This window comes from Psychrobacter sp., assembly GCF_030457785.1.
Classification (GTDB): Bacteria; Pseudomonadota; Gammaproteobacteria; order Pseudomonadales; family Moraxellaceae; genus Psychrobacter.
Map to the genome: position 1 here is coordinate 1 of NZ_JAKDUI010000197.1, position 5,120 is coordinate 5,120.

Annotated in this window: 5 protein-coding genes; all 5 read left to right on the forward strand. The window is 44.3% G+C overall.

All coding sequences use genetic code 11. The annotated features are described in order from the left end of the window. The first annotated feature begins 398 nt into the window (after positions 1-398). Positions 399-1,259, forward strand: a complete 861-nt coding sequence (hisIE, locus tag L0J61_RS09140) for a bifunctional phosphoribosyl-AMP cyclohydrolase/phosphoribosyl-ATP diphosphatase HisIE (protein ID WP_301466141.1) — start codon at positions 399-401, stop codon at positions 1,257-1,259. 352 nt (positions 1,260-1,611) lie between these two features. Next, on the forward strand, positions 1,612-1,881 hold the full coding sequence (gene tatA, locus L0J61_RS09145) for a Sec-independent protein translocase subunit TatA (RefSeq protein ID WP_301466137.1): 270 nt from the start codon (positions 1,612-1,614) through the stop codon (positions 1,879-1,881). A gap of 35 nt (positions 1,882-1,916) precedes the next feature. After that, complete coding sequence (gene tatB, locus L0J61_RS09150) at positions 1,917-2,660, forward strand: Sec-independent protein translocase protein TatB (protein WP_301466138.1); 744 nt, start codon at positions 1,917-1,919, stop codon at positions 2,658-2,660. Continuing rightward, positions 2,660-3,481 (forward strand): twin-arginine translocase subunit TatC, encoded by an 822-nt coding sequence (tatC, locus tag L0J61_RS09155; protein WP_301466139.1) that lies wholly within the window; start codon positions 2,660-2,662, stop codon positions 3,479-3,481. The genes tatB and tatC overlap by 1 nt, the downstream gene beginning before the upstream one ends. Before the next feature lie 183 nt (positions 3,482-3,664). Next, a partial coding sequence (locus L0J61_RS09160; protein WP_301466140.1) for a UvrD-helicase domain-containing protein occupies positions 3,665-5,120 on the forward strand: 1,456 nt, incomplete at its 3' end.

The window sequence follows — 5,120 nt, forward strand, 5'->3', positions numbered from 1 at the left end:
TTAAATGAGTTTATGATAGCTATTGTATCGATTTTATATAAGATTTACTATAGTATCTTTAACCGCAAATTTAACTGCAAACACCCTATCAAACTGATTCAGGACTCCCCTATTACTAATATTACTCGGCTTGTGTGGCCACTGAGCATTGCAATGACGTTACAAGTTTTTTGTGTGCACTTTATTTGCCATTCTTTGGGATTTCATTTCTTGCCGAGCATGCTATCCTGTTTATATTTAGACGATTTAATTTAAATCACCCACACACGCAATTCATAGATAAAATTATGATTCAGTGGCGTATAATTGGTGACTGAGAAAATGCTCGTCACTCACGCTATACACCATCACTCATTGTAAATATCTTCACCCATACTGATTAAGACGATAAATAAATGATGAACTTACCTGCTTGGCTTGCCACTATAAACTTTAATGCTGATGGTTTGATTCCTGCGATTGCTCAAGACCATCAGTCTGGACGTATTTTGATGATGGCTTGGATGAACGCTGAGGCACTGCAATTGACAGCAGAGACACATACAGCCTTGTATTTTTCGCGTTCACGTGCCAAGTTATGGCATAAAGGTGAATCATCGGGTCATGCCCAAACCGTACATGATATTCGACTAGACTGTGATGCAGACGTAATTGTACTCAGCGTCACTCAGGCAGGCGGTATCGCTTGTCATACCGGACGCGAGTCTTGCTTTTATCAACGTTTGGACTTGTCGGGAGACACACCTGAATGGCAAACCGTCGACAAAGTATTAAAAGACCCGGCTGATATTTATCAGTCAAGCACCGGCAGTAGTGACTCTCAAGCCAGCGACACGCCGGCGAAGGACGCCTCGCTGAGTACTACTGCTAGCTCTGACACTTCTCTTGACCAAACTCAATCCGACACAACATCGATTTTGCAGCAGCTGGATCAGGTATTGGCAGAACGCAAACACGCCGATGCGGATAGCTCTTATGTCGCAAGCTTATATGCTAAAGGTTTGAATAAAATATTAGAAAAAGTAGGTGAAGAAAGCACTGAAAGCATCATCGCTGCCAAAGACTTTGCCAGTTGCGATGAAAATACCGATATTACCCAATATGACGCAGCACGTCATGAGTTTATATACGAAGTGGCCGATGTCTGGTTCCATACTTTGGTAGGACTTGCCTGGTTCGATATAGAGTCAGATTCCGTATTAAAGGAGCTTGGCCGCCGTTTTGGTCTGTCAGGTATCGACGAAAAAGCATCAAGATAACTGCTGGAATGGTTATTGACAGTCTTGTTTATAATGGTGTGCAAATGACATGTTGATGACAAGCGACGAAATCGTGAAGCAAGTGTTCCCCTACTTAACTGCTGTTACTTTTTGACTATCTATGGTTTTCACCTTTTTGTCATAAGGACAGATTATAATATGGCTTCTTTAGTATTAAATCTGGCGCCTACAGACTTTGTGAATGTAGATTTTGTTAAATAGATCAAACTTCTATAAAATGACACCATGCGCACAAAGATGTTAAATACATCTAAATAATTGAAACAACTAGATTAATTAATACCGTCTATTAACATTAGGGTATTAAAACTCAGAGATTAAGGATACCATTATGGGCAGTTTTTCTATTACGCATTGGCTAATATTGCTGGTGGTGGTGGTGGTCGTATTTGGCACCTCAAAACTTAGAAATGCCGGCAAGGACTTGGGCGGTGCTGTCAAAGGATTTAAAGACGCAGTCAAAGACGAAAACGCTGAGCATGCTAAGAAAAACGCCGTGATCGATCATGATGGCAAGGCAGGCACCACAGATCGTCCAGCCACCGACAAGGTAAATAATCACGACACCAATAGCCATGCTGATGATAAGCACAATGTGTAACGCTTGTGCGTTCTAGATAGAGATATTCAACCATTATGTTTGATATTGGGTTTTCTGAATTATTGCTCTTTGGCGTCATCGCTTTGATCGTTTTGGGCCCTGAAAAGCTACCACAAGCGGCGCGTACGGCTGGGCAATGGTATGCCAAAATCCGCCGTACTGCCTCCACGCTGCAGTCTGAAATAGAAGCGGAGCTGGATTTGGCTGAGACGCGGCAGCAAATGCAAAAAGAACTGGCCAAAATCCGGCAGACCGAAACTGAAATGAAGCGTGAGATGGCTGAGATGCGTGGCAACATGAAAGAGTTTGAGTCTTCACAAAATCAAACGCTCAAAGCCACGCAAAACACCGTTGATAAGCCCCAATACACCAAAAACTATAGAGCTAACGGTAAAACTAACGACCACCAGTCATCAGCACTAAAAGAAAGTGCGAGCAATGAAGGTGACGTCGATAATAAGCAAAATAACCCTCTAAATAAATCTAAAGGTTTCTCACCAAAGAGCGAAGATAAAAACGACGGTGATGATAAGGGTAATATAGACAATATAAGTGGCAATTCTGACGCCAGTACCAAGTCTATTATTCAATCTCTCAACACCAAACCTTGGGAGAACATGTGGTTTCGTCTTGGGGACTATGACAAAGCACGGCGTTTGCCTGCAGCGCCATACTTACCAAATTACAAAGCCGACCATTTACTAAACAGCACAGTAGATCAGGCGCTCAGCCACGCTGCCAATACCCAAACTTCTGCCAACCAGCAGGAGGGCAACTAATGCCACTATTCGAACGCAAAAAAAATCAGCAAGACACTGCAAATGCTGCTGACGGCGCTGAGGATACGCTGAATTCATTGGGTGATATGCCCATCACCGAGCACCTCATCGACCTGCGTAAGCATCTGATCAGGATTTGTGTGGCCGTCTTGATTATATTTTTAGCATTGGTTGGATTTTCACGCGAGCTATACAACTTTTTATCAGATCCATTGGTCGCTCAACTGCCTGCCAATTCGACGATGATCGCAACAGACATCACCTCAAACTTCATGGCACCAATACGATTGACCATATTTGTCGCGGCCTTTGTGGCCATGCCCTACATCTTGTATCAGATTTGGTCGTTTGTGGCACCAGGTCTGTACAAAAAAGAAAAAAAGATCGCTATCCCAGTCCTGCTCTCTTCTATCATTTTGTTTTATGCAGGGGTCGCTTTCTCTTATTTTATCGTGCTCAAAGGCGTGCTGAAGTTCTTTATCATGTTTGCTCCGCAGAACGTCCTGCCAATGACCGATATTGATAGCTACCTAACCTTTGCACTAAAGCTCTTTATGGTGTTTGGACTCACTTTTGAGATTCCAGTCGTCACCCTGCTATTGATATTAGCCGGTATTGTCTCCATTCAAGCGTTAGAGGATAAACGTCGTTACATCATTGTTGGCTGTTTTGCAGTCGCGGCTGTGGTCACACCACCTGATGGCGTATCGATGTTGTTGTTGGCATTTCCCATGTGGCTATTATTTGAGCTTGGGCTGGTATTGGCTAAGGTATTAATTAAAGAGCCACCCAAATCTGTGCTAGCAGCTGATAAAAACTAGGGCGTCTCCTCAATGCAATCGATAGTCATCTAAATGGGTTAAAAATAAGCACACGCCCTAAGAGCCTCATGATTAAGCGCCACTGTTTGTCATCAGCCATTGTTTATTCAATGGCTTTTTTTGCCATTATGGCTTTTAGCCGTATACTGTCTTTATTCACTCTTGCACTTTAGGTAGCTTTTTATGTCCGCATCCATGCCAGCTTATATGAGCGATCCCACTGATGAGCAGCTGAATGCGCTGAATATGGCAATGGATCACAAGTCTTTTAAAGTGGTCGCTTACGCCGGTGCTGGTAAGACCACAACACTAAAACTGATCGGTGAGCGCTTGCGTGGCCGCGGCTTATATCTTGCTTTTAACAAAGCGATTGCCAATGATGCACGGCAGAAGTTTCCTGGTCATGTAGATTGCCGTACCTTTCACTCTCTTGCCTACCGTCATGTCGCCCGTGACATCACAGCCAAGCTTTCGCTGCCACGCTTCTCACCCAAGCGTCTGGGTGACGATTTGGGCTTGCAGCCTGTACAAGTGCGCAGACAAATGGATGGTCAGAATAAATACATTACCCTCACCCCTGCGAGATTGGCGAGATTTGTGAGCGATGCCGTCAGTAACTTTTGTAGCACTCATGCCAGCTATCCTGCACCACGGCACATACTATTTCCCAGTTGGCTCGATGAGTCAGATGCAGAACAACTTCGCGAACGGCTTTATCCTGCCGTTGAGCAACGCTGGCTACAGTCGATAGATGCACGCCACCCTGCTGGTATCGGGCATGATATTTATCTAAAGCTTTGGGCGCTATCGAAACCTAGTATTCCTGCAGATTTTATTTTGTTTGATGAAGCGCAGGATGCAGACCCATTAATGATGGGGATTTTGACGCAACAGTCTAAGCAAGTCATTTACGTGGGCGATGCTCACCAGCAGATTTACGAATGGCGAGGTGCGGTCAATGCCATGAAAAAACTACCTTTGCCACAGACCTTATTAACCCAGTCGTTTCGCTTTGGTGAGCCAATTGCAGAAGTGGCCAATACCTTGCTCAAAGCATTGCAAGAAGACGTACCGCTCAAAGGCAATCCGAACAAGCAGTCTTCTACCGAAAAAGGCATGGTACACAGTAAAAAAGATGCCATCTTATGCCGTACCAATGCAGCTGCGATGGCACAGTTACTGACTGGACTGAAACTTGGTCACCGTGTCGCCTTACAAGCCGACACCGATCGTATGCTCAAATTCTGTCAAGCTGCCGAAAATTTAAAAAACGGCAAATCCGCCTATGGTGTGCCAGAGTTGGCATATTTTTATAACTGGGGTGATGTACAAGAGTATTCTGAAACCAACGAAGGCAGTGATCTAAAAACACTGGTCAAACTGGTCGATGACCATGGCACCAACGTCCTAAGTCAAGCAGTCAACAGCTTAGCCAGTATCGACAATGCCGATTACGTCATCTCCACCGCCCACAAGGCAAAAGGACTCGAATGGGGACGTGTGCAACTCGATGATGACTTTTATTATGATGTGACCACCAATGCGGTCAAGATAAGCCCTGAAGAACTACGCTTACTCTACGTCGCTTGCACACGTGCCCAAAGCAACTTAGATATTCATAATATTAAAGATCTAATAT

Coding starts and splice junctions, on each gene's coding strand:
- hisIE (WP_301466141.1), top strand. CDS start 399: ATGAACTTACCTGCTTGGCTTGCCACTATAAACTTTAATGCTGATGGT.
- tatA (WP_301466137.1), top strand. CDS start 1,612: ATGGGCAGTTTTTCTATTACGCATTGGCTAATATTGCTGGTGGTGGTG.
- tatB (WP_301466138.1), top strand. CDS start 1,917: ATGTTTGATATTGGGTTTTCTGAATTATTGCTCTTTGGCGTCATCGCT.
- tatC (WP_301466139.1), top strand. CDS start 2,660: ATGCCACTATTCGAACGCAAAAAAAATCAGCAAGACACTGCAAATGCT.